Origin of the sequence: Streptomyces musisoli (assembly GCF_016741855.1) — a bacterium.
Lineage (GTDB): Bacteria > Actinomycetota > Actinomycetes > Streptomycetales > Streptomycetaceae > Streptomyces > Streptomyces musisoli.
In genome coordinates this window covers 65825-91288 of sequence record NZ_JAERRH010000014.1, presented here as the reverse complement: position 1 = coordinate 91288, position 25464 = coordinate 65825, and the positions used below count along the sequence as shown (strand labels likewise).

Annotated in this window: 20 protein-coding genes and 2 pseudogenes; 15 read left to right on the top strand and 7 right to left on the bottom strand. The window is 71.3% G+C overall.

All coding sequences use genetic code 11. The annotated features are described in order from the left end of the window. The first annotated feature begins 24 nt into the window (after nt 1-24). The 6 genes from JK361_RS29460 (at nt 25) to JK361_RS29435 (ending at nt 6998) form a co-directional block, all read left to right on the top strand. Nucleotides 25-2148: a DNA gyrase/topoisomerase IV subunit B gene (locus JK361_RS29460; protein WP_201823794.1), complete on the top strand. Its 2124-nt coding sequence runs from the start codon at nt 25-27 to the stop codon at nt 2146-2148. Nucleotides 2149-2438: 290 nt separating this feature from the next. After that, nucleotides 2439-2960 (top strand): DUF1453 family protein, encoded by a 522-nt coding sequence (locus JK361_RS29455; RefSeq protein WP_201823792.1) that lies wholly within the window; start codon nt 2439-2441, stop codon nt 2958-2960. Then, entirely contained in the window at nt 2957-4108 is a 1152-nt protein-coding gene (locus tag JK361_RS29450) for a sensor histidine kinase (RefSeq protein WP_201823789.1), read from the top strand. The genes JK361_RS29455 and JK361_RS29450 overlap by 4 nt, the downstream gene beginning before the upstream one ends. Continuing rightward, nucleotides 4105-4794: a response regulator gene (locus JK361_RS29445; RefSeq protein ID WP_201823783.1), complete on the top strand. Its 690-nt coding sequence runs from the start codon at nt 4105-4107 to the stop codon at nt 4792-4794. Before JK361_RS29450 ends, JK361_RS29445 begins: the two co-directional genes overlap by 4 nt. A gap of 69 nt (nt 4795-4863) precedes the next feature. Then, complete coding sequence (locus JK361_RS29440) at nt 4864-5406, top strand: DUF485 domain-containing protein (protein WP_201823781.1); 543 nt, start codon at nt 4864-4866, stop codon at nt 5404-5406. Beyond that, nucleotides 5403-6998, top strand: coding sequence for a monocarboxylic acid transporter (locus JK361_RS29435; protein ID WP_201823779.1), 1596 nt, complete (start codon nt 5403-5405; stop codon nt 6996-6998). Before JK361_RS29440 ends, JK361_RS29435 begins: the two co-directional genes overlap by 4 nt. A 16-nt stretch (nt 6999-7014) precedes the next feature. On the opposite strand, the gene JK361_RS29430 is transcribed toward JK361_RS29435, so the two are convergent. Further along, nucleotides 7015-7707: a response regulator gene (locus tag JK361_RS29430; RefSeq protein ID WP_201823777.1), complete on the bottom strand. Its 693-nt coding sequence runs from the start codon at nt 7705-7707 to the stop codon at nt 7015-7017. A gap of 159 nt (nt 7708-7866) precedes the next feature. Here JK361_RS29430 and JK361_RS29425 point away from each other — a divergent pair, with 159 nt between their 5' ends. From JK361_RS29425 to JK361_RS29415, 3 genes are read left to right on the top strand one after another with little or no spacing between them, the layout of a single operon-like run. Beyond that, a complete protein-coding gene (locus JK361_RS29425) occupies nt 7867-8682 on the top strand; it encodes an ABC transporter ATP-binding protein (protein WP_201823775.1) in 816 nt (271 codons plus the stop codon). Next, nucleotides 8672-9535, top strand: a complete 864-nt coding sequence (locus JK361_RS29420) for an ABC transporter permease (protein ID WP_201823773.1) — start codon at nt 8672-8674, stop codon at nt 9533-9535. The genes JK361_RS29425 and JK361_RS29420 overlap by 11 nt, the downstream gene beginning before the upstream one ends. Before the next feature lie 51 nt (nt 9536-9586). Beyond that, a complete protein-coding gene (locus JK361_RS29415; protein ID WP_201823771.1) occupies nt 9587-10645 on the top strand; it encodes an ABC transporter substrate-binding protein in 1059 nt (352 codons plus the stop codon). 18 nt (nt 10646-10663) lie between these two features. On the opposite strand, the gene JK361_RS29410 is transcribed toward JK361_RS29415, so the two are convergent. The 4 genes from JK361_RS29410 to JK361_RS29395 all read right to left on the bottom strand — a co-directional run bounded on the left by JK361_RS29410 (nt 10664) and on the right by JK361_RS29395 (nt 15468). Continuing rightward, nucleotides 10664-11344, bottom strand: a complete 681-nt coding sequence (locus JK361_RS29410; RefSeq protein WP_201823761.1) for a response regulator — start codon at nt 11342-11344, stop codon at nt 10664-10666. Further along, nucleotides 11341-13038, bottom strand: a complete 1698-nt coding sequence (locus JK361_RS29405) for an ATP-binding protein (RefSeq protein ID WP_201823759.1) — start codon at nt 13036-13038, stop codon at nt 11341-11343. The genes JK361_RS29410 and JK361_RS29405 overlap by 4 nt, the downstream gene beginning before the upstream one ends. A 178-nt stretch (nt 13039-13216) precedes the next feature. After that, entirely contained in the window at nt 13217-14158 is a 942-nt protein-coding gene (locus JK361_RS29400) for a ferredoxin family protein (RefSeq protein WP_201823757.1), read from the bottom strand. Nucleotides 14159-14211: 53 nt separating this feature from the next. Then, entirely contained in the window at nt 14212-15468 is a 1257-nt protein-coding gene (locus tag JK361_RS29395; RefSeq protein ID WP_201823755.1) for a citrate synthase, read from the bottom strand. Between the two features lie 112 nt (nt 15469-15580). Between JK361_RS29395 and JK361_RS29390 the strand changes: the two genes are divergently transcribed. The 3 genes and pseudogenes from JK361_RS29390 to JK361_RS41505 all read left to right on the top strand — a co-directional run. Further along, nucleotides 15581-16747 carry a citrate synthase/methylcitrate synthase gene (locus JK361_RS29390; protein ID WP_201823753.1) on the top strand — a complete coding sequence of 389 codons (1167 nt, stop codon included), beginning with the start codon at nt 15581-15583 and terminating at the stop codon, nt 16745-16747. A 472-nt stretch (nt 16748-17219) separates the two neighbouring features. Beyond that, a complete protein-coding gene (locus JK361_RS29385; protein ID WP_372448750.1) occupies nt 17220-18335 on the top strand; it encodes a CobW family GTP-binding protein in 1116 nt (371 codons plus the stop codon). Between the two features lie 127 nt (nt 18336-18462). Further along, a pseudogene (locus tag JK361_RS41505) lies at nt 18463-18875 on the top strand (transposase family protein); the annotation flags it as partial. 12 nt (nt 18876-18887) lie between these two features. On the opposite strand, the gene JK361_RS29380 reads toward JK361_RS41505, so the two are convergent. Then, complete coding sequence (locus tag JK361_RS29380) at nt 18888-19418, bottom strand: GNAT family N-acetyltransferase (protein WP_201823749.1); 531 nt, start codon at nt 19416-19418, stop codon at nt 18888-18890. A 121-nt stretch (nt 19419-19539) separates the two neighbouring features. Between JK361_RS29380 and JK361_RS42880 the strand changes: the two are divergent. Continuing rightward, a pseudogene (locus JK361_RS42880) lies at nt 19540-19677 on the top strand (IS701 family transposase); the annotation flags it as partial. Nucleotides 19678-19843: 166 nt separating this feature from the next. Here JK361_RS42880 and JK361_RS29375 read toward each other — a convergent pair. Continuing rightward, the gene (locus JK361_RS29375; RefSeq protein WP_201823747.1) at nt 19844-22300 is read right to left on the bottom strand and encodes a DNA gyrase/topoisomerase IV subunit A; all 2457 of its coding nucleotides are present in this window, start codon (nt 22298-22300) and stop codon (nt 19844-19846) included. Between the two features lie 316 nt (nt 22301-22616). On the opposite strand from JK361_RS29375, the gene JK361_RS29370 reads away from it, so the two are divergent. Further along, nucleotides 22617-24014: a M16 family metallopeptidase gene (locus JK361_RS29370; protein ID WP_201823745.1), complete on the top strand. Its 1398-nt coding sequence runs from the start codon at nt 22617-22619 to the stop codon at nt 24012-24014. After that, on the top strand, nt 24011-25399 hold the full coding sequence (locus JK361_RS29365; RefSeq protein ID WP_201823742.1) for a M16 family metallopeptidase: 1389 nt from the start codon (nt 24011-24013) through the stop codon (nt 25397-25399). Before JK361_RS29370 ends, JK361_RS29365 begins: the two co-directional genes overlap by 4 nt. The last annotated feature ends 65 nt before the right edge of the window (nt 25400-25464 follow it).

Below are 25464 nucleotides of genomic sequence, written 5' to 3'. Positions count from 1 at the left end.
GAAATTCAGCGAGGAGCGAACCGCGTGACCGCCGATACGTCCGTGCCGTCCACAGCGCTGCTGGCAGGAGCAGACCGGGACGGTTCCAACTACACCGCGCGGCACCTGCTCGTCCTCGAGGGCCTCGAAGCCGTGCGCAAGCGCCCGGGCATGTACATCGGCTCGACCGACAGCCGCGGCCTGATGCACTGCCTGTGGGAGATCATCGACAACTCCGTGGACGAGGCCCTCGGCGGCTACTGCGACCACATCGAGGTGGTCCTCCACGACGACGGCTCGGTGGAGGTGCGCGACAACGGCCGCGGCATCCCCGTGGACGTCGAGCCCAAGACGGGCCTGTCCGGCGTCGAGGTAGTCATGACCAAGCTGCACGCGGGTGGCAAGTTCGGCGGCGGGTCGTACGCCGCCTCCGGTGGTCTGCACGGCGTGGGCGCCTCCGTGGTCAACGCCCTCTCCGCCCGGCTCGACGTCGAGGTGGACCGCGGCGGCAACACGCACGCCATCAGCTTCCGGCGCGGTGTGCCCGGTGCCTTCGCCTCCGCCGGCGCCGACGCGAAGTTCGAGGCCAAGAGCGGCCTGCGCAAGGCCAAGAAGATCCCCAAGACCCGCACCGGCACGCGCGTGCGTTACTGGGCGGACCGCCAGATCTTCCTCAAGGACGCCAAGCTCTCCCTGGACAACCTGCACCAGCGTGCCCGGCAGACCGCGTTCCTGGTCCCCGGCCTGACCATCGTCGTGCGTGACGAGTTCGGTCTCGGCGAGGGCGGCAGCAAGGGCGAGGAGTCCTTCCGCTTCGACGGCGGCATCAGCGAGTTCTGCGAGTACCTGGCGAACGACAAGGCGATCTGCGATGTCCTCCGCTTCTCTGGCAAGGGCACGTTCAAGGAGACCGTCCCGGTCCTGGACGAGCACGGCCAGATGACGCCGACCGAGGTCACGCGTGAGCTGGGCGTCGACGTGGCGCTGCGCTGGGGCACCGGCTACGACACCGCGGTGCGGTCGTTCGTCAACATCATCGCCACCCCCAAGGGCGGCACCCATGTCGCGGGCTTCGAACAAGCTCTCACCCAGACGATGAACGATGTGCTGCGCGCCAAGAAGATGCTGCGCGTGGCCGAGGACAACATCGTCAAGGACGACGCCCTGGAGGGCCTCACCGCCGTCGTCACGGTCCGCCTGGCCGAGCCGCAGTTCGAGGGCCAGACCAAGGAGGTCCTCGGCACCTCGGCGGCCCGCCGCATCGTGAACAACGTGGTCACCAGTGAGCTGAAGGCGTTCCTGACGGCCACCAAGCGTGATGCCGCCGCCCAGGCCCGCGTCGTCATGGAAAAGGTCGTCGCCGCCGCCCGCACCCGGGTCGCGGCCCGCCAGCACAAGGACGCCCAGCGCCGGAAGACCGCCCTGGAGTCCTCGTCCCTGCCGGCCAAGCTCGCCGACTGCCGTAGCGACGACGTCGACCGCAGCGAGTTGTTCATCGTCGAGGGTGACTCCGCGCTCGGTACGGCCAAGCTGGCGCGGAACTCCGAGTTCCAGGCACTGCTGCCGATCCGCGGCAAGATCCTCAACGTGCAGCGTTCATCCGTGACCGACATGCTCAAGAACGCCGAGTGCGGTGCGATCATCCAGGTCATAGGAGCGGGCTCGGGCCGCACCTTCGACATCGACCAGGCCCGGTACGGCAAGATCATCATGATGACCGACGCCGATGTGGACGGCTCCCACATCCGTTGCCTGCTGCTCACGCTCTTCCAGCGCTACATGCGGCCCATGGTCGAGGCCGGTCGTGTCTTCGCCGCCGTGCCGCCGCTGCACCGCATCGAGCTGATCCAGCCGAAGAAGGGGCAGGAGAAGTACGTCTACACGTACTCGGACCGCGAGCTGCGCGACAAGCTCATGGAATTCCAGAGCAAGGGCATCCGGTACAAGGACTCCATCCAGCGCTACAAGGGTCTGGGCGAGATGGACGCCGACCAGCTGGCCGAGACCACGATGGACCCGCGCCACCGCACCCTGCGCCGCATCAACCTCTCCGACCTGGAGGCCGCCGAACAGGTCTTCGACCTGCTGATGGGTAACGACGTGGCGCCCCGCAAGGAGTTCATCTCCAGCTCGGCGGCGACGCTGGACCGTTCCCGCATCGACGCGTAGCCGCTGTACCGGGCTCCCGCCTATGAGCTGGAGCCCGGCTCCCGGCCGAGGCTCGGCTTGCAGGCCGTCTTCGACTGCCGGCAGGTCGGGGTTCGCCCTGCCCGTCCCGCTCCACCCTGCCCCTACGGTCCGGCCCGCAGGGTTTCTCCACCTGTGGGTGGAGGGGCCCCGCTCCACGGTTCCACCCGTGATCCACCCGGGCTCCGATCCCCTGACCTGCGAACGTCCGTAGCTTCGAAGGTGTCGGCAGCACTCGCTCCGGCAAGACCTTCTCGTTCACGGAGGTGCTGATGTCCGGGCTCGTCAACGCGCTGGTGATCGCGGCCGTCGCCGCCATAGTGATCGCGCGGCAGTTCCGCCCCCGCGCGATGGACACGGACCGGCGCTGGTGGCTGCTGCCCGTGGTCCTCGCCGCCGTCGCGCTGCGCGAGCCCGGCATCCTCGACGCCCGGCACGGTGCGGAATCCGCCGCACTGCTCGCGGTCGAGCTCCTCATCGGCCTCGTCACCGGCGTCGGCTGGGGCTGGACCACCCGCATCTGGACGGCGCCGGACGGCATCGTATGGACCAAGAGCACTCAGGCGAGCATCGCCGTCTGGATCGTGGGCATAGCCTTGCGAGCCGGCGTCTTCGCCCTCGGCTCCGCGCTCGGCCTGCACCAGGACAGCTCAGCGCTGATGCTTGGCCTCGCGGGCACCCTGCTGGTCCGCGGCGGGATCCTGGCCTGGCGGGCCCAGTCCCTCGGCGCCGCGAGCCATCCCGCCCCGGCGTACGGTGACGACAAGCCGTCGGCCCGGAAGGAGCGCGTGTGACAGAGAACGCCTGGACGCGCTGGCCGTCACGCGAAGCGCTCGGCCGCGCGGGAATCTCCCGGCCCCGGCGCCTGATCACCTGGGCGGTCCGCCTGCTCGCACTGGCCGTGCTTCTGTGGGCCGCCTTCAGTGAGCGGCACGTGGGCCTCGGCCAAGGACTAGCGGCAGCGGCGACAGCCGTCGTCGCCGCACTCGTCTCCTGGGCGTTCTTCCGGACGACCTACGAGCACCGGCTGGTGCCCTCCCTCGCGCTCATGGGCGTGCTCCTGGGCATCGCGGTCGCCGCCGGCCTCACGGGATTCAGAGGGCCGGCCCTCGTGATCTGGTGCGCCTGCGGAGTCGCCGCGCTGGAGCGGCTGCCGCTCGGGGCAGGGGTACCCGTCGCATCGGTGGCGCTGGCCTCGTACTCCGCCTTCACCGACGACCTCTGGCTGACCACGGCCGCCACCGTGGCCGGCCTGGCTCTCGGCGGATACGTCCTGCGGCTGGACGCGGAGGCCCGCGGCAATGCGCAGCGGCTGCTCGCCCAGGAGCGGGCCGCCCGCGCGGCCGAGGCCGAGTCCGCGGCGCTGGCCGAACGCGCCCGTATCGCCCGGGAGATCCACGACGTGCTGGCACACAGCCTCTCGGCGCAGCTCGTGCACCTGGAGGCGGCCCGGCTGCTGATCGAGAACGGCGCGGATCGCGAACGGATCCTGGAGCGGGTGGTGGCCGCCCGGGGGATGGCCCGCGACGGCCTCGCCGAGACCCGGCAGGCACTGTCCGCGCTGCGGGGCGAGCTGACCCCGCTGGAGGACTTCCTGACCGCACTCGTCAGCACGGCCGACGGAGCCGAGGTCACCGTCACCGGTGAACGCAGATCCCTGCCGGCCGAGGCGTCCCAGGCCGTGCGGCGGGTCGCGCAGGAGGCGCTGACGAACGTCCGCAAGCACGCCCACGGCGCCAAAGTGGATGTGCGGCTCGACTACAGCGAGCACGAAGTGACGCTGAACGTCCGGGACTCGGGCGGGCGGCCGGGCGAACTCGACGGGGCCGGAGGCGGATACGGTCTGCTGGGCATGCGCGAGCGTGCCGAACTGCTGGGCGGTTCGCTGGACGCGGGACCGGACGAGGAGGGATTCGTGGTGACGCTGAAGGTGCCCGTATGAGCGAGGCGGACGGTGAGAGGAAGCCCGCACGGGTGGTCGTGGCCGACGACCAGACCGTGGTCCGTGAGGGCATCGTGATGCTGCTCGGACTGCTGCCGGGAGTGGAGGTCGTGGGGGCCGCGGGTGACGGCGAGGAGGCGGTGCGGCTGGTCGGGGAACTCGTACCGGACGTCGTCCTGATGGACCTCAGGATGCCGCGCTGCGACGGCGTGGAGGCCACCCGGCGGATCCGCGCGGAGTACCCCGGGACCCAGGTCGTGGTGCTCACCACCTACGCGGACGACGAGTCGCTCTTCCCCGCGCTGCGGGCCGGTGCCCGCGGATACCTGACCAAGGACGCCGGCGGCGAGGAGATCGTACGCGCCGTGCACAGTGTGCTGTCGGGGGACGCGGGCCTGTCGCCGAGTGTCCAGCGCCGGCTGCTGGAGCGGCTGTCGCGGTCCGAGGCCGAGCCCGTGCCGGCCATGGACGAGGCGCCCGACGGACTGACCGCACGGGAGACCGAGGTCCTGGTGCTGATCGCCGAGGGACTCAGCAACCAGGAGATCGCCCGCAGACTGCATGTGTCGACCGCGACGGTGAAGACACACATCAACAACCTCTTCGCCAAGACGGGCCTCAAGGACCGGGCGCAGGCCGTGCGCTACGCCTACGGCAAGGGGCTGGTGCGGCCGCCCACCGGGTGAATCACCTGATGGGGTGAAGTGCCGGAGGAAGAAGAGTCAGAGATCTTCCCGTTCTGTCCATCCTTGGGCATGCAGTCAAGCAACGGTCGTCCCCGCAGAGCCGGGGATGGTCCCGAGAGTTCGGGCGGGAACCAGGAAGACCACGGCGTGCCCGCCCGCGACATGGCGTACGAGGACCCCTGGTACGACGCGCTGGCCACGGGCTGGGGCGGACTGGACGGGACCGGCGTGCCGGCGACGACCGTGCCGCCCGCGCGAGGAGGGCCCGGCGTGACGCGCACCCGCGACGTGTATGTGGAAGTGCAGCGCAGTCAGGCGTTCCAGGAGATGCGCGGCAGGTACCGGCGGTTCGTGGTGCCGGGGACCGCCGCCTTCCTGGTCTGGTACGTGGGGTACGTGGTGGCGGCGACGACCGCGCCCGGGCTCATGGCGCGGCCCGTCGCGGGCGCGGTGAACGTGGGGATGGTCGCCGGGCTCGGCCAGTTCCTCACCACGTTCCTGCTCACCTGGGCCTATGCCCGGCATGCACGGCTGCGCCGGGACCGGGCCGCACTGGACCTGCGCTGGGACACCCAGGAACTGGCCCGTGGGGCGCAGGGAGGCGCCTCGTGACGGGTGACCATCAGGCTCTGGCGCTGTTGCTGTTCAGCGGTTTCGTGGCGGTCACCCTCGGGATCACGACCTGGGTGAGCCGCAGGCGGCACGGTTCGGCGGAGGAGTTCTACGCCGGCGGGCGGCTGTTCACCCCCATGGAAAATGGTTTTGCCATCGCCGGCGACTACATGTCGGCCGCCTCCTTCCTCGGGATCAGCGGACTCATCGCCCTGTACGGATACGACGGGCTGCTGTACGGCGTGGGCTTCCTGGTGGCCTGGCTGGTGGTGCTCTTCCTGGTCGCCGAACTGGTACGCAACTGCGGGCGGTTCACCCTGGCCGACGTGGTGGCCGCGCGGATGAGTGAGCGGCCGGTGCGGATCGCCACGGGAACATCCTCGGTCGTGGTGTCCGTTTTCTACCTGGTGGCACAGATGGTCGGCGCGGGCAGTCTGGTGGCGCTGCTGCTCGGGCGGACGGGTGGTGCGGCCCGGGTCTGGGCGGTCATCGGCGTAGGCGCGCTGATGGTGATCTACGTGTCGCTGGGCGGGATGCGGGCCACCACCTGGATCCAGATCGTGAAGGCGGTCCTGCTGCTCAGCGGCACCGTTGTGCTGACCGTGCTCGTGCTGCTGCGCTTCCACGGAGACGTGGACCGGCTGCTGCTCACCGCCGCGGAGCGCAGCGGCCAGGGGAGGGCGTTTCTGGCGCCGGGACTGAAGTACGGCGGGGACTGGACCGCCCGGCTCGACTTCATCAGCCTGGGGCTCGCGCTGGTGCTGGGCACGGCCGGGCTGCCGCACATCCTGTCCCGCTTCTACACGGTGCCGACCGCGCGTGCCGCCCGCCGCTCCGTGGTGTGGTCCATCGGCCTGATCGGCAGCTTCTACCTGATGACGATCGTCCTCGGATTCGGTGCGGCGGCGCTGGTGGGGCCGCAGACCGTGCGCGCTTCCAACGCGGCGGGGAACACCGCGGTGCCCCTCCTCGCCCTAGATCTGGGCGGTGGGGCGGGCTCCACGGGAGGCACCGTGCTGTTCGCGGTGGTCGCCGCCGTGGCCTTCGCCACGATCCTCGCGGTGGTCGCGGGCATCACGCTCGCCTCCTCCGCGTCGGTGGCCCACGATCTGTACGCATCGTTGCGACGCTCCCGCGGCACGGGCCCGCGCGGCGAGGTGGCGGTGGCACGCTGGGCGGCGGTCGGCGTCGGCGTCGTGGCGATCGCCCTCGGTCTGCTGGCCCGGGATCTCAACGTCGCCTTCCTCGTCGGGCTCGCCTTCGCGGTGGCCGCTTCGGCGAACCTGCCGGTCCTGCTCTACTCGCTGTTCTGGCGCGGTCTCACCACGCGGGGCGCGGTGTGGGCGGTGTACGGCGGGCTGCTCCCGGCGATCGGGCTCGTGGTCCTGTCCCCGGTGGTGTCCGGCAGCCCGGACTCGCTGTTCCCGGGCGTCGACTTCCAGTACTTCCCGCTGGAGAACCCGGGTGTCGTCTCCATTCCGCTGGGCTTCCTCGCCGGCTGGCTGGGCACGGTCACCTCGGACGAGGTCGCGGACGAGGCCAAGTACGCCGAGACGGAAGTGCGTTCCCTGACCGGGGCCGGCGCCGCCTAGCCGGCGGCGGGCGCCGCTACGGCGCCACCCAGGCGTACCGGTGTTCCGGGCGGCCGGTGTCGCCGTACTTCAGGGACAGGTGGAGCCGGCCCGCCTGTTCCAGGTGGCGCAGATAGCGCTGGGCGGTGGAGCGGCTCAGGCCGGTCCGGGTGGCAACTTCGTGGGCCGAGAGCGGATGGCCGGCGCGATGCAGGACGCCGCAGATGAGGTCGGTCGTGGGCTCGGAGTGGCCGCTCGGCAGGCCCGGGGCGGAGGGGGCAGGAGTGGTGCGCAGGGCGCCGAAGATCCGGTCGATCTGTTCCTGTCCCGTCGGGCCGTGGCCGCCCACCCGGTCGACCGTGCGGCGCAGGGCGGCGTAGGAGTCCAGGCGGGCGCGCAGCGCGGCGAAGGTGAACGGCTTGACCAGATAGTGCAGGGCGCCCAGGCGCATCGCCTGCTGGACCGTCGTCACATCGCTGGCCGCGGTGATCATGATGACGTCGGTGCCGTGTCCCTGCTCCCGCATGCGGTGGACGAGTTCCAGGCCCGTCCGGTCCGGCAGGTAATGGTCCAGCAGGACCAGGTCGATGGTCCCGCGTTCGACGGCGGCCAGAGCCTGGGCGGCACTGTGCGCGCGGGCGGTCACCCGGAAGCCGGGAACCTTTCCCACGTACTTGGCGTTGATCTCGGCGACACGGAAGTCGTCGTCCACCACCAGGACGTCAATCATCAGGCCTCTCCTTACAAGGCCGGCGAGCGTCAGCCCGTGTTTTCGGCTCCGCAGTTGTAGCGCGAGCAAAACGAGCACAACAGGCTCTTGCGAGCAAAAGAACGGCTTGCTCTCACAAGACTGCTGCTGTGGCCGGGGCCACACCTACCGTCCCGGCCCATGAGCGCACATACCAGCCCCGCCATCGAGCTGCGGGGCGCGAGCAAGATCTTCAGAACCCCGTCCGGGGGACTGCACACGGCCGTGCGCGGCCTGGACCTCACCGTCGGGCGTGGCGAGTTCGTGGCCGTCGTCGGCCCGACCGGGTGCGGCAAGTCCACCACCCTGACCCTGGTCAGCGGCCTGGAGGAGCCCACCGAGGGCGAGGTGCTGGTGGCCGGGGACCCGGTCGACGGTGTCGGCGACAAGGTCGGCTTCGTCTTCCAGCAGGACGCCACCTTCCCCTGGCGGACCGTCCTGTCCAACGTCATGGCGGGTCCGCGTTTCCGCGGCGTACCCAAGGCGGAGGCCAGGGAGAAGGCTCGCGAGTGGCTCGCCCGGGTGGGACTCGCCGCCTTCGAGGACCGCTATCCGCACCAGCTCTCCGGCGGTCAGCGCAAGCGTGTCGCCCTGGCGGCCACATTCGTCAACGATCCCGAGATCCTCCTGATGGACGAGCCGTTCTCGGCGCTGGACGTACAGACCCGGGCGCTGATGTCGGACGAGCTGCTGGAGCTGTGGGAGGGCACCGGCGCCTCCGTCGTCTTCGTCACCCACGACCTGGAGGAGTCCATCGCACTGGCTGACAAGGTCGTCGTGATGACCGCCGGCCCCGCGACCGTGAAGCAGGTCTTCGACATCGACCTGCCCCGCCCGCGGAAGGTCGAGTCGGTGCGTCTGGAGCCGCGGTTCATCGAGATCTACCGCGAGATCTGGGAGTCCCTCGGCGAAGAGGTCCGCATCACCCGCGAGAGGGGTGCCGCCCATGTCGCCTGAGGTTCTCAGCACCCCGGTCGTCGACACCGCCAAGACACCCGGTCGCGCGCAGACCCGCGCCCGGGCCGCCCGCCGGCGCAGGATCCTGGTCAACGCCGCGCGCGTGGTGCTCCTGGTGGCGGTCCTGGGACTGTGGGAGGCCCTGTCCCGCGCCAAGGTCATCGACCCGTTCAATTTCTCGATGCCCTCGAAGATCTGGGAGCAGATCCACACCTGGGTGGCCCACGGGACAGCGCTCGGCTCCCTGGGCGAGCAGATCTGGTACACGCTGTACGAGGCACTGCTGGGCTGGGGTCTCGGTGTGGTCACCGGTGTACTCCTCGGCATCGCGCTCGGGCGGATCAGATTGCTCGCCGAGGTCCTTGGTCCATACATCAAGGTGCTCAACTCGATCCCGAGGATCGTCCTGGCGCCCATCTTCCTGATCTGGTTCGGCCTCGGACCGTCCTCCAAAGTGGCCTCGGCCGTGGTGCTCGTCTTCTTCCCGGTGTTCTTCAACGCCTTCCAGGGCGCCCGCGAAGTGGACCGCAACCTCGTGGCCAACGCCCGCATCCTGGGCGCGAGCGACCGCCGGGTGACCCTTCAGGTGGTCGTCCCGTCGGCCACCTCCTGGATCTTCACCAGCCTCCACGTCAGCTTCGGTTTCGCTCTCATCGGCGCCATCGTCGGCGAGTACATCGGCGCGACCAAGGGCATCGGCCTGCTCGTCGCGCAATCGCAGAACACCTTCAACGCAGCCGGCGTGTACGCCGCGATGGTCATCCTCGCCGTCGTCGCCCTCGTCGCGGAGGGCCTGCTGACCTTCGCCGAGCGCCGCATCTTCCGCTGGAAACCGGCCGGCTCCGACAGCTGAACGTACCCCTGCCTCCTCCCCGTACCGCCCTCCCACAAGGACGTGAACCGCATGCGCACGACTGCCGGATACGCCACCCTGGCCGCCGCCGGACTGCTCGCCCTCTCCTCGCTCACCGCCTGCGCCAACGACGCGGCGAGCTCCACGGCCGACACCGGCAGCGGCGGGGGCGGCGGCAAGGGCGAGACCGTCAAGATCATGGTCGGCGGCCTGGACAAGGTCATCTACCTGCCCGCGATGCTCACCCAGCGGCTCGGCTACTTCCAGGCCGAGGGACTGAACGTCGAACTCCTCAGCGAGCCCGCCGGGGTCCAGGCCGAGACCGCGCTCGTCTCCGGCCAGGTGCAGGGAGCGGTCGGGTTCTACGACCACACCCTCGACCTCCAGGTGAAGGGCAAGGCCGTCGAGTCGGTCGTGCAGTTCTCGCACGCGCCCGGCGAGGTCGAGGTGGTCTCGGACCGGGCGGCCGGTGACCTCGCCTCGCCCAAGGACTTCAAGGGCCGCAAGCTGGGCGTCACCGGGCTCGGCTCCTCGACCGACTTCCTCACCAAGTACCTCGCGGTGAAGAACGGGGTGAAGGTCAGCGAGTTCACGCCGGTCGCGGTGGGGGCGGGGCCGACATTCATCGCGGCTCTCCAGAACGGCGCGATCGACGGCGGCATGACCACCGACCCGACCGTCGCGACGCTCCTGGACAAGAAGGCCGGGAAGATCCTCGTCGACATGCGCACACCCGAGGGCTCGCAGGAAGCGCTGGGCGGCCCGTATCCGTCGTCCAGCCTGTACATGCAGACGGACTGGGTGAACGGTCACAAGGACACCGTCCAGAAGTTGGCCAATGCATTCGTCAAGACGCTCAAGTGGATGTCCACGCACAGCGCCGACGAGATCGCCGCCAAGATGCCCGCCGACTACTCCCAGGGCAACAAGTCCCTGTACATACAGGCCGTCAAGAACACCCTTCCCATGTTCACCGACGACGGCGTGATGCCCCAGGGCGGCCCCGAGACCGTTGAGAAGGTCCTCAAGGCGTTCAACCCCAACATCCAGAACACGAAAGTCGACTTGAGCAAGACATACACGGCAGAGTTCGTCAAGGCGGTCAAGTGACCACCCCATGAACCCCGCTCAGGCGCGGGTCGCCCACACGTAACGGTGCTCCGGGCGGCCCGCGTCGCCGTACTTGAGGGTCAGCCGGGCCCGGCCGGTGCGCTCCAGGAACTTCAGATACCGTTGCGCGGTCTGGCGGCTCACCCCCGTGCGCTCCGCGATCTCCTGGGCGGACAGGGGGTGTTCGGCGTTCATCAGCGCCTGGCGCACCAGCTCGGCCGTCGTGGGGGAGTGCCCCTTGGGCAGCCCGGGCTCCGAGGGGGCGGACAGAGCGCCGAAGATACGGTCCACCTCCGCCTGCTCGGCCTCACCACCGCCGTCCAGGGTGCGCCGCAGGCGGGCGTAAGCCTCCAGCTTGGCCCGCAGACCCGCGAAGGCGAACGGCTTCACCAGGTACTGCAACGCCCCCTGCCGCATGGCGGCCTGCACCGTCGACACGTCCCGCGCCGCCGTCACCATGATCACGTCGGTCTGGTGGCCGCGCCGGCGCATCTCCCGGACGACCGCGAGGCCCGTGTCGTCGGGCAGGTAGTGGTCCATCAGGACGAGATCGAGCCGCGGCAGGGTCTCCACCTGGCGCAGCGCGTCGGCGGCGTTGTGCGCCTCGCCGGCCACATGGAAGCCGGGCACCTTCTCCACGTAGGCGGCGTTGACCCGGGCCACCCGGGTGTCGTCGTCCACGACCAGCACCTCGATCATCGCGCCTCCTCCTCGGCGGCGGCCGGGGCGTTCGCGGTTCTCGCGGCGGGCTCCGCGGACCCGGCGAGCACCGGTTCCGGTGCCGGCTCGGTCAGCGCCTCGGGCAGGACGACGGTGAACTCCGCGCCGCCGCCGTCCGCCGCGCACACGGCCGCGCTCCCGCCCTGCCGTTCGGCGAGCCGGCGCACCAGGGAGAGACCGATGCCCCGCTTGCCGTGCGCGGGCGGCCTCTTGGTCGACCAGCCCTCCGTGAAGATCACATCCCGTTGGTCCTCCGGGACTCCCGGGCCCGTGTCGCGCACCCGGAGAACGACCGTACGGCCCTCCGCGCGCAACTCGGCCTCCACGCGCGCGTGCGGTGTGCCGGCGACCGCGTCGAGGGCGTTGTCCACGAGGTTGCCCACGATGGTGACCAGCCCCCGCGGATCGATCAGCCGGTCCGGCAGCCGGGTCCGTTCCGACACCCACAGGGCGACCCCGCGCTCGGCCGCCACGGTCGCCTTGCCCACCAGAAGCGCGGCCAGCAGCGGGTCCTGGATCTTCTCCGTGACCTGCTCGGCGGTGGCCCGGTGGTCCCCGACCACCTCACCGACGAACTCCACGGCGTCGTCGTACATCTCCAGTTCCAGCAGCCCCAGCAGGGTGTGCATGCGGTTGGCGTGTTCGTGGTCCTGGGCGCGCAGGGCGTCGATCAACCCGCGCGTGGAATCGAGTTCACGCCCCAGCTGTTCCAGTTCGGTGCGGTCGCGCAGGGTGGCCACGGCACCGCCGTCGTCCGTGGGCATGCGGTTGGCGATCAGGACCCGCCGGCCGCGTACGGTGAGCAGATCGGTGCCGGTCACGCGGCCGGCCAGCACGTCCGTCGTGCGGCCCGCGCCGAGCGCCTCGTCCGGTGCCCGACCCACGGCCTCGTCACCGATGCCCAGCAGCCGCCGTGCCTCGTCGTTGAGCAGGCGGATACGGCCTGCCCGGTCCAGCGCGACCACACCCTCCCGGATGCCGTGCAGCATCGCCTCGCGCTCCGCGAGCAGCGCCGAGATGTCGGAGAAGGCCAGGTCCCGGGTCTGCCGCTGGACCCGGCGCGAGATCAGCCAAGCGGCCAGCGCGCCCACCGCGAGCGCGCCGCCGGCGTAGGCGAACAGCCCCGGGATCGCGCTGATCAGCCGCGCCCGCACACTGTCGTAGGCGATGCCGACCGAGACCGCGCCGACGATGCGGTGGTCGGTGTCGTACAGCGGCACCTTGCCGCGCGCCGAGCGCCCCAGGGTGCCCTTGTCGATCTCCATGACCTCCTTGCCCTTCAGGGCCTCGGAGGGACTGGTGGACACACGTCGGCCGATCTGCGAGGCCGTGGGGTGCGACCAGCGCACCCAGTGTTCGTCCAGCACCACGATGTACTCCGCGTGCGTGGCCCGCCGGATCCGCTCGGCCTCCTTCTGCACGGGGCCGTCCCGGGTCGGCGGGGTGGTGCGGACGCCCTCGGCGATCTGCGGGTCCTGGGCCGTGGTCTCGGCGATGGCCAGCGCGCGGCGCATCGCCTCCTGGTCCAGCTGCTTGCTCAGCGGCGCCAGGAAGAGCCCGGTGGCGAGCACCGCCACGCCCGCGGCGATCGCCACCTGCATCAGCAGCACCTGGGAGAACATCCGCCGGGGCAGACCGAGGCGCAGACGGCGTGCGGGGGGAGTGGGGCTCATACCCACGACGGTACGTGGGGCGTCCGGAACCGCCCCAGCAGGTGTGGTGTGGATCTCTTGATCCGCTCTGGATCCGGAGATCAACCGTTGACGGGCTTTGGGTGAGGGTCGACAAGTGCGTTGACCATCGACGTGTCGAACCGGTCCAACGGCAATCATGGGCGGCGATCAGGCCCTGCTAGCTCGCCAGCGCCGTCGGCCTCAGTTCGCGCACCTCGACCACGTCCATCCGCGCGGGCGAGCCCAGAGCCGCCGCGCCACAGCTCTCCGGACGGGGCGGCAGCGACGCTCCCTGCGCCACGGTGACCCGCCACCGGCGGCCGTCGGCGTGAGCGACCGTGACCTCCCGGCGCGCGGCGGTGCCGTCGGTCCGCACGACGCTCAGCACACCCGCCCGGTACTCGCCCGCGGCCGCCCGCACGGCCAGCTCGGCCGCCTGGCCGGGCCGCTCCCACGCGGAGCACCCCCGGCACCCCTCGACGACCACACGCCCCTCACGGACACCGTGCAGGGCCTCCTTGACGGTGTGTGCCTCGGCGCGGCCGTAGGCGTACCCGTAGGGCAGGACGAGAACCGTGGGTGCGAACCGATGTCCACCCAGATGGGTGACCTCCCAGACGCCACGCACCCCCGACGTGACCAGCTCCGTGGCGAGGGGACGGCCCAGGAGGGCACAGCAGCGGTCGCGCTTGCCGTTGGTGCACACGAGTGCCAGCGGGTCACCCCGGTGGGGCCGTCCGCCGAGGGCCGCGCCGAAGGAGCGGTGGTCGCCCGCTCCGAGGGCGGCGAAGTCGAGGTCCAGCAGTTGCTGCGGATCACGGGTGGTGGCGCTGTGCAGCCATACCCGACCCGGAACGGTGTGCGCGGCGTACACCTGCCGCATCGGGGGCGTGCCGGGGTCGGCGTGGCGTCCGGGGTGCCGGATGAGGGCGACACGGACGCCGGTTCCGTCGGCGGCGGCCTCCAGCGCCCGGCCCAGCTCGGGGTCCAGGTGACTGGAGGTGAGCGCCTTGGCTCCCCACGGGCCGGGCTGCTCCAGCAGCAGCCACGTCGTCGCCGTGGCTGCCGTACCGGAAACCGGCTCGTCGAGGCTTCGGGAGACGGTCGCACACCTACTCACAGAGGTGAGCCTAACCTGAGTCTCCCCGGGGGGACTTCCGGCCCCGGTGCGGCCTACTCCGGGAGGGGCTGTGGCGGACGCGCACCGACGTAGTGGCCGCTGGGGCGCATACGCAGCGGGCGCTCGCCGTACTCCTCCAGGGCATGGGCGATCCAGCCCGCGGTCCGGGCGACGGCGAAGATCGTCTCGCCCGCCGTGGCCGGCATGCCGCAGGACGCGGTGAAGACCGCCAGGGCCAGGTCCACGTTGGCGTGCAGCGGGGTGTGCCGGGCGGTCGTGGCGACGACGTCACGTGCCGCGAGCAGCGCGGACTCCGCGCGCGGGACCTGTTCCAGCAGGGCGAAGAGGGCCCGCGCGCGGGGGTCCTCGCCCATGTACAGCCGGTGACCGAGGCCGGGGACGCGGCGGCCGGCGCGCAGCTCCTCGGCGATCACCGGCACCGCCGTGCCCTGGTCGAGCACGTCCAGGAGCATCCGGTGCGCCAGGCCGCTGGCCGCGCCGTGCAGCGGTCCCTCCAGCACGCCGAGGCCGGCCGACACGGCCGCGTAGGCATGGGCCCGGGCCGAGGCGGCGACCCGGACCGCGAGCGTGGACGCGGCCAGGTCGTGGTCGGCGAGCAGGGCGAGCGCGGTGTCCAGGACGCGGAGGGACGCCTCGTCGGCGGGACGGCCGGTCAGCCGGCCCCACAGGCGGTGGGCCAGCGGGCCGTCGTCCCTGTGGTCGTGCCGGGCCGGCGGCAGCGCGGAGACGAGGGTGGGGATGAGGATGCGCGCCGTGTTCAGCACGGCCTCCTCGGACAGGTCGAAGCGCAGCGGATCCTCGGCCGCCGCGGCGACCGCCGCCACCCGCAGCCGGTCGACGGGGGATGCGTGCTCGGACAGGGCGTCCACCGCGCGGCGGGCGACCCGCACGGTGTCCTCGGGCGCGGTGAACCTCACCCCCGGCGTCAGCCGGCCGGTCCACAGCCACTCCGCGACCTCCTCGTAGGGGTGACGTGCGGCCAGTTCGACGGCGTCCACACCCCGGAAGAAGTACCGGTCGCGATCGATGAGCGTGATCCGGGTGCGGACGGACAGATCACCGCCGGAGCCCGGGCCGCCGGCCGCCTCACGCCGGTTGCGGCGGGCGAGGGCCTCGACCTCCTTGGCCTCGAAGGTGCTGGCCCGCCCGCCGGGTTCACGTCTGCTGCTGAGCAGGCCGCGACTCACGTACGCGTAGACCGTCTCGGACTTCACGCCGAGCAGTTCGGCGGTCTCCTTGGTGGTCAGCCGGCGCCCGGGATGGTGGGGAGCGGTGTCGTGATCGCGCATGGGGTCACCGTAGTCGCCTCTGCACATGTTGATGGCTATCCATTGATTCAATCAATATTGACAGCAACTTAGTCAAGCATGGACAGTCGGATCAAGTCCAGGGAGGAAAATCATGACCATCAACAGGGCAGTCGCCACCCTCATCGACGCCCCGCGCGGTCTCGCGGGCGTCGTCGTCACCGAGACCGAGGTCGGTGACGTGCGGGGCAGGGAGGGCTTCTACCACTACCGGCAGTACTCGGCCGTCGACCTCGCCCGCACCCGGAGCTTCGAGGACGTCTGGCACCTCCTGGTCCACGGCAGGCTGCCGGACGCGCGGCGCAGTGCCGCCTTCACCGCCGAGACCGCCGCGCAGCGGCGCCTGCCCGACGACGTCCGCGCCGCCCTGCCCGCCGTCGCCGAGGCCGGCCGGGGGTCCGGGCCGCTGGCCGGACTGCGCACGGCCCTGTCCCTGCTGGGCGCCACCCAGGGCTTCCGGCCGGTCTACGACATCGACGCCGACCGGCGGCGCGCCGACACGGTGGCCGCCTGCGCGGCCGTACCCACCCTGCTCACCGCGCTCTACCGGCTCGGCCGAGGGCTCGACCCGGTCGAACCGCGGGAGGACCTCTCGTACGCGGCCAACTACCTGTACATGCTGACGGGTTCGGAGCCGGACCCGCTACGGGCCCGTGCGGTCGAGCAATACCTGATCTCAACCATTGATCACGGATTCAATGCGTCAACCTTCACGGCACGCGTGATCGCCTCCACCGGCGCCGACGTCGCGGCCTGCCTGACCGGGGCCGTCGGAGCCCTGTCCGGGCCGCTGCACGGAGGCGCACCCAGCCGCGCCCTGGACACGCTGGACGCGATCGGCACGCCCGGCCGGATCGACCCCTGGATCCGCGAGCGGGTCCTCGCCGGCGACCGGATCATGGGCTTCGGGCATGCCGTCTACCGTACGGAGGACCCTCGCTCGCGGATGCTCCGGGAGATCGCCCTGGGCTTCGGCGGCCCGCGGGTGGACTTCGCGGTGGAGGTCGAGCGCCGGGTGGAGGCGATCCTCGCCGAGCTGAAGCCCGGCCGCGAGCTGCACACCAACGTCGAGTTCTACGCCGGTGTGGTCATGGAACTGTGCGGCCTGCCCCGGGAGATGTTCACGCCCACCTTCGCCGCGGCACGGGTGGTGGGCTGGAGCGCCAACATCCTGGAGCAGGCGGCCGACTCGAAGATCATCCGCCCCGTGGCGCGCTATGTGGGGCCGCAGCCGCCCGTCGCGGTCCCCGCCGCCGGCTGAGGCCGCGCCCGCCCCACACGCTGACGCACGCGCGCGTACGTTGGCGCACGCCGCCCCGCCCCCCACGCTGACGCACGCCCACGTACGGTGCCGCACGCGCCCATACGCTGGCGCACGCCGCCCCTACACGTTGGCGCACGCGGCCGCCGTCCGCTGACGCACCCGGCCTGCTGCCCGGCTGTCGCCCGCGCCCGCGCTGCACGCCGGCACACCGCCCGTCGGCGCACGCACCCCCGCCCGTCGGCGCACGCACCCCCGCCCGTCGGCGCACGCACCCCCGCCCCTCGGCGCACGCACCCCCGCCGTCGGCGTCGGTCCCGTCGGCGCACCCGTCCGCCGGTCGGCCGACGTCCCCCGGTCGGCCGACGTCCCCCGGTCGGCCGACGTCCCCCGGTCGGTCGACGTCCCCCGGAACCCTCCTATCCTGGTCCGCAGCCGGTCCACAGGAGAGAGGTCACCCTTGGGGAACAGCTTGGGGAACAGCTTGGCGAACAGCCAGGACAGCAGTCGTAGCCCGCGCCAGATCCCGGTCGTCGTGCTCGCGGGCTTTCTGGGATCCGGGAAGACCACGCTCCTCAACCACCTGCTGCACCGCAGTGGAGGCAGCCGGATCGGGGCGGTCGTCAACGACTTCGGCGCCATCGAGATCGACGCGATGGCCGTCGCGGGCGCTCTCGGCGACTCGACCGTCTCGCTCGGCAACGGCTGCCTGTGCTGCGCCGTCGACGCGAGCGAACTCGACCTCTACCTGGACCGGCTCGCGGCGCCCGCCACCGGCATCGATGTGATCGTCATCGAGGCCAGCGGGCTGGCCGAGCCGCAGGAACTCGTGCGCATGGTGCTCGCCAGCGAGCACCCGGGCATCGTCTACGGAGGTCTCGTCGAGGTCGTCGACGCCGCCGAGTTCGACGACACGCGCGCGAAGCACCCCGAGATCGACCGGCATCTCGCCCTCGCCGACCTGGTCGTCGTCAACAAGCTCGACCGTGCCGGCGACGCCGACCGGGTCCTGGGGCTCGTCCGCTCGCTCACCGACCGCGCGGCCGTCGTCCCCGCCACCTACGGCCGGATCGACCCCGAGTTCCTCTTCGACTGCCGGCCGAGCGAGGAGCGCATCGGCCAGCTGTCCTTCGACGACCTCCACGAGCACGCCGAGGACAGCGGGGACGCCGAGGACGCCGGGGAACACACCGGGCACCTGCACACCGGCTACGACAGCCTGTCCTTCACCTCCGACGTTCCCCTGGAGCCCCGCCGGCTCATGCAGTTCCTGGACGGCAGGTCCGAGGGGCTGTACCGGATCAAGGGGTACGTGGACTTCGGGCCGCACGACCCCGACCACCGGTACGCCGTGCACGCCGTCGGCCGGTTCCTGCGTTTCTACCCGGAGTCCTGGGCGCCCGGGGCAGCCCGGCTCACCCAGCTCGTGCTGATCGGTTCCGGCATCGACGCGGACGCCCTCGGCAAGGAACTGGAGGCCTGCAAGAGCGACGCCCCACACGCCGACGAGCACGGCATGTGGGGCGTGCTGCGCTACGTGCAGGGTCCGGCCGAAGCGGAAGCCGACCTGGAGGATCCGCCCGGCTAGGTGTGCTGTCCCTGGACGTCGGTGACACGCGTACTGGGTGCTTGAACAGGTGGGGGCCTTCCGGGTTCGGTGTGGATCGCGGCATTCAGCGGACGGCAGCTGGGACAGGATCTTCGCGGCCGCCTTGGGCGACGCACCGCAACTCGTCCCCGTCATGGAACGGATTCGGGCCGCCCGCCTCGGCGGCGGGAAATCCCGTACCCGGCCGGATCATCTCGGCGGAGGGGCCGGCCGCCGTGGCGGGCGGCCTCACCGCCGCCCTGCGCGCCGCCACCGCCCAAGGCGTATTCCGCCCGACGTGACCGCCGCCACCTGCGCGGACGCCAGATCAGGCACACCACCCCCGAACCGAGGAACCAGCGGGCCGACCGGCACGGCCGTGGCAGCAAGGGCGGCGGAACCATCACCTTCGACAAGGCGATCTACAAGAGGAACGAAGTTGAGCGCACGATCAACGGTCTCGAGTCCCGGGCGGTGGCCACCAGGTTCGACGAGCGCGTCTGCAACGCCCACGGCACCGTGACCCTCGCCTCGGTCTGACTGCGGCTTCGGTCATGAGCCGCCGGACCGCTCCGCGCGGAGCATGGAGAAGATCACTTGATCGTGCCACTGGCCGCCGCGCCACTGCGCGGAGCGCAGCACGCCCTCCCTGACGAAGCCTGCCTTCTCCAAGGCACGCTGCTCGGCGAGGTTGGCGCAGTCCGTCCAGGCCTGGAGCCGTTCGGCCCTGGTGTGGTCGAAGAGGTACTCGGCCAGCAGTCGTTGGGCCTGGGTGCCTATGCCGCGGCCGTGCGAGGCCGGCACCAGGCCGATCGCCAGGGTCCAGCAGGTGGAGGTGGCGGGCCGCCCCCAGGTGCTGGCGAACCACTCGACCCGGCCCACCGTACGGCCCGCTTCCGCGACGGAGAGCACGCCGCCGTCGGGACCGAGCAGGCCGGTCTCGGCGAACTGCCGACGCAGGCCGGCCGGTGACCCGAAGCCGAACCACTGGTACTGGCCGGCCCCCTCCGGCCCGTTGAACTCGCGGTCGAACAGGTCCAGATCGTCGGCGGTCACCGGGCGCAGCGTGATCTCATCAGCCATCGAACGACTCCTGATCCTCTTGGCCCCAGGGCACGACCTCGTACGGCCGGCACGGGCGACGGCGTCTGACTCTTCCACATACCAAGCCGTGCCCCGACCGGACGCCCCGTGGCGAGCGCCGCGGTGGGCGCAGACGCGCCGGCGGATCGACCACGACTACCGGGAACTCAAGCGCGGCCCGGGCCTGGACCACTTCGAGGGCCGGACCTGGCGCGGCCGGCACCAGCGCCTCACCCTCGTCACCGCCGCCCAGGCCTTCCGCCCCTTCGGTGGCTCGACACCGGAGTGCGGACGCCGGCCCGACCCTCTACCAGGTCCTCGACATCATTCAGGACCTGCCGAGGTGCTGGACCGGCACTCGCACCACCTGCACCACCTGCGGCCGCCCGTTCCCACAAACAGACACACAACGTGACGAAGCGCTACTAGAGCACCGGCCCCGCCACCACAGCGACCGTCTTCGGCAGTGACGTGCCCGAACCGTCCCGGCGCGGGTCCGGCTCCGGCAGCTCCACCGGGGCGCCGTTCTTCTGCGCCGCACGCGCGGGAACCGGGCCCGCCCAGCCCAGCGACAGGCAGTCCTCGCCCTTCAGGAACCGCTGGCAGCGCACGCCACCCGTGGCCCGGCCCTTGCGCGGGTACTGGTCGAACGGCGTCAGCTTGGCCGTCGTCTGCACCGAGTCGTCCAGCGTGCCGCGCGAGCCCGCCACCGTGAACACCACCGCGTCGGCGGCCGGGTCGACCGCCGTGAAGGAGATCACCTTCGCGCCCTCGGTGAGCTTGATCCCCGCCATACCGCCCGCCGGGCGGCCTTGCGGACGGACGATGGAGGCCTGGAAGCGCAGCAGCTGTGCGTCGTCGGTGATGAACACCAGGTCCTCCTCGCCGGTGCGCAGCTCCACCGCGCCGACGATCCGGTCGCCCTCCTTGAGCGTGATGACCTCCAACTCGTCCTTGTTGGACGGGTAGTCGGGCACCACACGCTTGACGACACCCTGCTCGGTGCCGATCGCGAGACCCGGGGACGACTCGTCCAGCGTGATCAGGCAGACCACCGTCTCGTCGCCCTCCAGGGAGACGAACTCCGCCAGCGGGGCGCCTCCGGAGAGGTTCGGCGGGGACGCCGCCTCGGGCAGCTGCGGCAGGTCGACCACGTTGATACGCAGCAGCCGGCCGTCCGAGGTCACCGCGCCGATCACCCCGCGCGCGGTGGCCGGCACCGCCGAGACGATCACGTCGTGCTTGACGCGCTTGGTGCCCGCCTCCGGCAGCGGCTCGTCGGTCGCCGTACGGGCCAGCAGCCCCGTCGAGGACAGCAGCACCCGGCACGGGTCGTCGGCCACCTGGAGCGGGACCGCCGCCGCCGGGGCGCCCCCGGCCTCCAGCAGGACCGTGCGCCGGTCGGTGCCGAACTTCTTCGCCACGGCGGCCAGTTCGGCGGAGACCAGCTTGCGCAGCTCCGCGTCCGAGTCCAGGATCCGGGTCAGCTCCTCGATCTCCGCGGTGAGCTTGTCCTTCTCCGCCTCCAGCTCGATCCGGTCGAACTTGGTGAGCCGGCGCAGCGGCGTGTCGAGGATGTACTGCGTCTGCACATCGCTCAGCGAGTAGCGCTCCATCAGGCGCTGCTTGGCCTGCGCGGAGTTCTCGCTGGAGCGGATGATCCGGATGACCTCGTCGATGTCGACCAGCGCGGTCAGCAGGCCCTCGACCAGGTGCAGCCGGTCGCGCTTCTTGCCGCGGCGGAACTCGCTGCGGCGCCGGACCACCTCGAAGCGGTGGTCCAGGTAGACCTCCAGCAGCTCCTTCAGACCCAGCGTGAGCGGCTGGCCGTCGACCAGCGCGACGTTGTTGATGCCGAAGGACTCCTCCATGGGGGTCAGCTTGTACAGCTGCTCCAGGATCGCCTCCGGCACGAAGCCGTTCTTGATCTCGATGACGAGGCGCAGGCCGTGCTCGCGGTCGGTGAGGTCCTTGACGTCGGCGATGCCCTGGACCTTCTTCGCGTTGACCAGGTCCTTGATCTTCGCGATGACCTTCTCGGGTCCGACCGCGAACGGCAGTTCCGTGACCACCAGGCCCTTGCGGCGGGCGGTGACGGTCTCGATGGAGACCGTCGCGCGCATCTTGAACGTGCCGCGGCCGGTCGCGTAAGCGTCCCGGACGCCGTCCAGGCCGACGATCCGGCCGCCGGTGGGCAGGTCCGGGCCCGGGACGTGCTTCATCAGCGCGTCCAGGTCCGCGTTCGGGAACCGGATCAGATGGCGGGCGGCGGAGATGACCTCCCGCAGGTTGTGCGGCGGCATGTTCGTCGCCATGCCGACCGCGATGCCCGAGGAGCCGTTGACCAGCAGGTTCGGGAAGGCGGCGGGCAGCGCCACCGGCTCCTGCTCCTGGCCGTCGTAGTTCGGCGCGAAGTCGACCGTGTCCTCGTCGATCGACTCGGTCATCAGGCTCGTCGCCTCGGCCATCCGGCACTCGGTGTACCGCATGGCGGCCGGCGGGTCGTCGTTGCCCAGCGAGCCGAAGTTGCCGTGGCCGTCGACCAGCGGCACCCGCATGGAGAACGGCTGCGCCATGCGCACCAGGGCGTCGTAGATCGACGCGTCGCCGTGCGGGTGCAGCTTGCCCATGACCTCGCCGACGACACGCGCGCACTTCACGTAGGAGCGTTCGGGGCGCAGGCCCATCTCGTTCATCTGGTACACGATCCGGCGGTGCACCGGCTTGAGGCCGTCGCGGGCGTCCGGCAGGGCGCGCGAGTAGATGACCGAGTACGCGTACTCGAGGTAGGAGCCACGCATCTCGTCCACGACGTCGATGTCGAGGATCCTCTCCTCGAACGAATCGTCGGGCGGCGGGGTCTTCGTGCTGCGGCGGGCCATCGCTGCCGGCTCCTCCTGATCTGGTCGCTCACCGAGGGGGCGCGCACCCTCCGGCTCGCTCTTGCTGAAGCGATTGACGGATCTGTCGCGGACCATTGTGGACCGCGGCACTGACAACCCGGGCCACGACCCGGTCTCCACGGACCCGCCCCGCGCCGGAGGGCGTCCGCAGAGGGCCGGACGCAGGCTACGCGATCCGCTCTGGGCGTACGGCCCGCGGGAACTTCGCCGAGCCCCCGCACGCTTTGCATACAGTGGCAGGAACGGCAGGAAATCCGCGGTTTTCACAACCGCATCCGCTCGCGAAGGGATGTACATGCCCATGGGTCACACGACCACAGCCGAGGCAGGCTCCGGGGGCCTGACAGCGACCGAGCACCGCCTGGCCAACGGTCTGCGCGTGGTGCTCTCCGAGGACCACCTGACCCCGGTGGCGGCGGTCTGCCTCTGGTACGACGTGGGTTCACGCCACGAAGTCAAGGGGCGCACCGGCCTTGCTCACCTTTTCGAGCACTTGATGTTCCAGGGCTCCGCGCAGGTCAAGGGCAACGGGCACTTCGAGCTGGTGCAGGGCGCCGGCGGCTCGCTGAACGGCACCACCAGCTTCGAGCGCACCAACTACTTCGAGACCATGCCCGCCCACCAGCTGGAGCTCGCGCTCTGGCTGGAGGCCGACCGCATGGGCTCCCTGCTGGCCGCCCTGGACGACGAGTCCATGGAGAACCAGCGGGACGTCGTCAAGAACGAGCGCCGCCAGCGCTACGACAACGTGCCGTACGGCACCGCCTTCGAGAAGCTGACCGCCCTGTCCTACCCGCAGGGCCACCCGTACCACCACACGCCGATCGGCTCGATGGCGGACCTGGACGCGGCCACCCTGGAGGACGCCCGCCAGTTCTTCCGCACCTACTACGCGCCGAACAACGCCGTGCTCTCCGTAGTCGGCGACATCGACCCCGAGCAGACCCTCGCCTGGATCGAGAAGTACTTCGGCTCCATCGCCTCCCACGACGGCAAGCCCGCGCCCCGCGACGGCTCCCTGCCGGACGTCATCGGCGAGCAGAAGCGCGAGGTCGTCGTCGAGGAGGTCCCGGCGCGCGCCCTGATGGCCGCCTACCGGCTCCCGCACGACGGCACGCGCGCGTGCGACGCGGCCGACCTCGCCCTGACCGTCCTCGGCGGCGGCGAGTCCTCCCGTCTCTACAACCGGCTGGTGCGCCGCGACCGTACGGCCGTCGCCGCCGGCTTCGGCCTGCTGCGCCTGGCCGGCGCACCCTCCATGGGCTGGCTGGACGTGAAGACCTCCGGCGACGTCGAGGTGCCGGTCATCGAGGCCGCCATCGACGAGGAACTGGCCCGCTTCGCCGAGGAGGGCCCCACGCCCGAGGAGATGGAGCGCGCCCAGGCCCAGCTGGAGCGCGAGTGGCTGGACCGGCTCGGCACGGTCTCCGGCCGCGCCGACGAACTGTGCCGGTACGCCGTTCTGTTCGGCGACCCGCAGCTCGCCCTGACCGCCGTGAAGCGGGTCCTGGAGGTGACCCCGCAGGAGGTCCAGGAGGTCGCCAAGGCCCGCCTGCGGCCCGACAACCGCGCGGTCCTCGTCTACGAGCCCAAGTCCCCGGAGACCGTCGAGGACGCCCGGATCCCCGAGGACCCGGAGCGCGAAGCGACCGTAGAGGCCGGCAACGAGAACGACGAGGAGACGGCCAAGTGACCGAGCTCGCCACCATGGAGTTCCACCCCCAGCCGCAGGCCGGCGAGGCCAAGCCCTGGGCGTTCCCGGCCCCCGAGCGCGGCACGCTCGACAACGGCCTGACCGTGCTGCGCTGCCACCGCCCCGGCCAGCAGGTCGTCGCCGTGGAGGTGCTGCTGGACGCGCCGCTGGACGCGGAGCCGGCCGGCCTGGACGGCGTCGGCACGATCATGGCGCGGGCCTTCTCGGAGGGCACCGACCGGCACTCCGCCGAGGAGTTCGCCGCCGAGCTGGAACGCGCGGGCGCCACGCTCGACGCGCACGCCGACCACCCCGGCGTCCGCATCAGCCTGGAGGTCCCGGCCTCCCGCCTGGCCAAGGGACTCGGCCTGCTCGCCGACGCCCTGCGCGCGCCCGCCTTCGCCGAGAGCGAGGTCGAGCGGCTGGTGCGCAACCGTCTGGACGAGATCCCGCACGAGCTGGCCAACCCCTCCCGCCGGGCCGCCAAGGAGCTGTCCAAGGAGCTGTTCCCGGCGGCCTCGCGCATGTCCCGGCCCCGCCAGGGCACCGAGGAGACCGTCGAGAAGATCGACGCCGGCGCCGTGCGCGCCTTCTACGACCGCCATGTGCGGCCCGCCACGGCCACCGTGGTCGTCGTCGGCGACCTGACCGGCGTCGACCTGGACGCGCTGCTCGGCGAGACCCTGGGCGCCTGGACCGGCACGCCGGGCGAGCCCCGGCCGGTGCCGCCGGTGACCGCCGACGACACCGGACGCGTGGTCATCGTGGACCGGCCCGGCGCCGTGCAGACGCAGCTGCTCATCGGCCGCGTCGGCCCCGACCGGCACGACCGCGTTTGGCCCGCCCAGGTGCTCGGCACGTACTGCCTGGGCGGCACCCTCACCTCCCGCCTGGACCGCGTCCTGCGCGAGGAGAAGGGCTACACCTACGGCGTGCGGGCCTTCGGGCAGGTCCTGCGGTCCGCCCCGGACGGCACGGGCGCGGCGATGCTCGCCATCAGCGGCTCCGTCGACACGCCGAACACGGGCCCGGCGCTGGACGACCTGTGGAAGGTGCTGCGCACCGTCGCGGCGGACGGCCTGACCGACGCAGAGCGGGACGTCGCCGTGCAGAACCTCGTCGGTGTGGCACCGCTGAAGTACGAGACCGCGGCGGCCGTGGCGAGCACGCTGGCCGACCAGGTCGAGCAGCACCTGCCCGACGACTTCCAGGCGACGCTGTACCGGCAGATGGCCGCCACGGGCACGGTGGAGGCCACCGCGGCCGTCGTCAACGCCTTCCCGGTGGACCGTCTGGTGGCCGTCCTCGTCGGTGACGCCTCTCAGATCAAGGCACCGGTCGAGGCGCTCGGCATCGGTGAAGTGACCGTGGTGGCGGCCGAGTAACGTCACACGCGCGCGGGGCCCTGACGACCTACGGGTCGTCAGGGCCCCTGCTGTTCCACTCTTTC